Here is a 2,956-nt window from a genome sequence, read left to right on the forward strand (position 1 = left end):
AGGTGGGGGAGGATGTCAACTCATGGCTCTGCTTCTCACACAAGGACGCTGTATGCAAGCCAAGGACAAGTGTCTGGCTGCCCTGGTCATTCTCTGCTGGGGACTCAACTTCGTGGCGATCAAATGGGGGCTCGAGGGCATACCGCCGCTGCTGCTGGGAGCGCTGCGCTTCGTCGGCGTTGTCTTCCCCGCCATCTTGCTGGTGCCCAGACCCGCCATGCCCTGGCGCTGGCTGCTGGCCTATGGCGGTGCCATCAGCCTGGGGCAGTTTGCCTTCCTGTTCTGCGCCATGAAGTTCGGCATGCCGGCGGGCATGGCCTCCCTGGTGCTGCAATCCCAGGTGGTGTTCACCCTGCTGTTCGCCATGATCTGGCTGGGGGAGCGCTGGCAGCCCCACCACTGGGTGGCGCTGCCGCTGGCGTGGGCCGGCCTCTATCTCATCGCCACCAACGGCGAGGGCAACCTTACCCTGCTCGGCTTCGTGCTGACCCTGTGCGCCGCCGCCTGCTGGGGCCTTGGCAACGTCATCAATCGCCAGATTGGGCTGCGCTATCAGACTTCATTACCCAGCCTCATCGCCTGGGGCGGCCTGGTGCCCATACTGCCCTTCTTCGCGCTCTCCTGGCTGTTCGAGGGGCCCGATGTCATTGCCACCAGCCTGCTCAACTTCAGCTGGCAGGGGCTCTTGTGCGTGCTCTATCTGTCCCTGGTCGCCACCTGGCTTGGCTACGGCCTCTGGGGGCGGCTGCTGATGCGCTATCCGGTGGCCCAGGTGGCGCCACTCTCCCTGCTGGTGCCCTGCGTCGGCATGGTGGCGGCCGCCCTGCTGCTCGATGAGCACCCCACGACCCTGCAGTGGCTGGGCTCGGGCCTGGTGCTGCTCGGCTTCGTGGTCCATCTGCTGGGCGGAAAAATGAGGCTGTTCAAGGCACAAGCCGAACATTGACCTCGATGGGGAAACTTCCCATGATGGATCAGGCCCTCACGGGCCTCACAGCTTGACCCCGGCAGGACGCCAACCATCAGGAGAGCAAGGACATGCTGCACAGTTCACCCTCGGTCATCCCCACTTTGCCGCGTGTCATGCGGGTCTCGGCCATGATTCTCCCCCTCTGCTGGAGCGCCTTTGGCTGGAGCGCCACCCTGCCGGCGGATCTCAAGTGGGAGAGCAACGACACAGACCCCGTCTATGCCGATCCACAGGCCAAACGGGGCGGCACCTTCCGTGACTTCATGTCGAGCTTCCCGCTCACCTTGCGCAAGTATGGGCCCGACTCCAACGGCAGCTTCGCCGGTTACGTTCGTGAAACCAATCTGCCCCTGCTCGCCACCCATCCGGTGACCGGCAATCCCATTCCCATGCTGGCCAACCAGTGGGCCTTCGGCGCCGATCACAAGACCCTCTATTTTCGCCTCAACCCCAGGGCACGCTGGTCGGACGGTCAGCCCGTCACCGCCGATGACTGGCTATTTACCCTCAAGATGATGCGCAGCAAGGAGATAAGCGACCCCTGGTACAACAACTACTACAGCACCCAGATAAGCGAGGTGACCAGGTTCGACGATCACACCCTCGCCATCACCAGCGGCACCGAGAAGAGCCGGGAGGACTTGCTGGAATCCCTGCCGTTCAGCCCGGAGCCGAGCCATGCCATCAAGCTCACGGCCAACTGGGTCAAGGAGTACAACTGGAAGGTGCTGCCGGTCACCGGCGCCTACCAGATTGGCGAGCTGAAGAAGGGCAAGTCGGTCACCTTCAACCGGGTCAAGGATTGGTGGGGTGACGGGGAGCGCTACTTCCAGCACCGCTTCAACCCGGACCGGATAGAGATCAAGGTGCTCAGGGATCAGAACATCGCCTGGCAGCACTTCCTGCGTGGCGATCTCGACAGCTTCCCGCTGGTCATGCCCAACTGGTGGCACGACAAGAGCAAGACAGCCGAATTCGAGAAGGGCTATATCGAGCGGCTCTGGTTCTACAACCAGACCCCGCAGTCCCCCATGGGGCTTTACCTCAACACCACCGACCCGCTGCTCAAGGATCTCAATGTGCGGCTCGGCATCCAGTACGCCCTCGCCCTCGACAAGATGATCGCCACCCTGCTGCGGGGGGACTACCAACGCCTCAACAGCTACGGCTCGGGCCAGGGAGCCTTTACCAACACCGACATCAAGACACGCCCCTTCGATCCCAAGCTAGCGCGGGACTACTTCACCAAGGCGGGCTTCACCAAGACGGGACCGGATGGCATCTTGCAAAACGACAGGGGCCAACCCCTCTCCCTCAGCATCACCTACACCACGGCCGAGCATGCCCAGCGCCTGACCTTGCTGCGGGAAGAGGCGAAGAAGGCGGGTCTCAATCTGGAGCTCAATCTGATGGATGCCTCCGCCGGCTTCAAATCCATGCTGGAGAAGAAGCACCAGAGCGCCTGGATGGCCTGGAGCAGTGGCCGCTATCCCGCCTACTGGGAGCACTTCCACAAGGTCAACGCCAACAAGCCCCAGACCAACAACATCATGAACCTCGATGACGACGCCATCTCGGCCCTGGTGGAGCAATATGACAAGGCCTTCGACTTCGGCAAGAAGGCCGAACTCTCACGGCAGATCCAGCAGCGGCTCTATGAGCTGGCCAGCTTCGTCCCTGCCTATCAGGTCCCCTATACCCGGGCAGGCGCCTGGCGTTGGATAAAACTGCCCAAGATCCCGGCAACCCCCCAGAGCGATCTGCTCTACTGGCCCCTGGATGGCGCCAACTCGGGCTACAGCTTCGGTGGCCTGCTCTGGATTGACGAGGAGCTGAAAGCGGAGACCAAAGCCGCCATCAAGCAGGGCAAGACCTTCCCTCCCGTCACTCTGATCGACACTCGCTATCAAAAGCCCTGAGCCCTCTCCACGCTCTCGCTCGGCACAAACAAAAGACCCCGCACTGTGGCGCAATGCTGATCAGTTA

Annotated in this window: 2 protein-coding genes; both read left to right on the forward strand. The window is 62.2% G+C overall.

What is annotated here, in order from left to right; all coding sequences use genetic code 11:
* Window positions 1–52: 52 nt before the first annotated feature.
* The gene (locus BN1127_RS20630; protein ID WP_042650699.1) at window positions 53–946 is read left to right on the forward strand and encodes an EamA family transporter; all 894 of its coding nucleotides are present in this window, start codon (window positions 53–55) and stop codon (window positions 944–946) included.
* 137 nt (window positions 947–1,083) lie between these two features.
* A complete protein-coding gene (locus tag BN1127_RS20635; protein WP_197069674.1) occupies window positions 1,084–2,889 on the forward strand; it encodes an extracellular solute-binding protein in 1,806 nt (601 codons plus the stop codon).
* Window positions 2,890–2,956 lie beyond the last annotated feature (67 nt).

Origin of the sequence: Aeromonas media, assembly GCF_000819985.1 — a bacterium.
Lineage (GTDB): Bacteria > Pseudomonadota > Gammaproteobacteria > Enterobacterales > Aeromonadaceae > Aeromonas > Aeromonas media.

Excerpts from the sequence above, each read along its gene's own strand:
- BN1127_RS20630 (WP_042650699.1), top strand. The coding sequence starts at position 53 with ATGCAAGCCAAGGACAAGTGTCTGGCTGCCCTGGTCATTCTCTGCTGG.
- BN1127_RS20635 (WP_197069674.1), top strand. The coding sequence starts at position 1,084 with ATGCGGGTCTCGGCCATGATTCTCCCCCTCTGCTGGAGCGCCTTTGGC.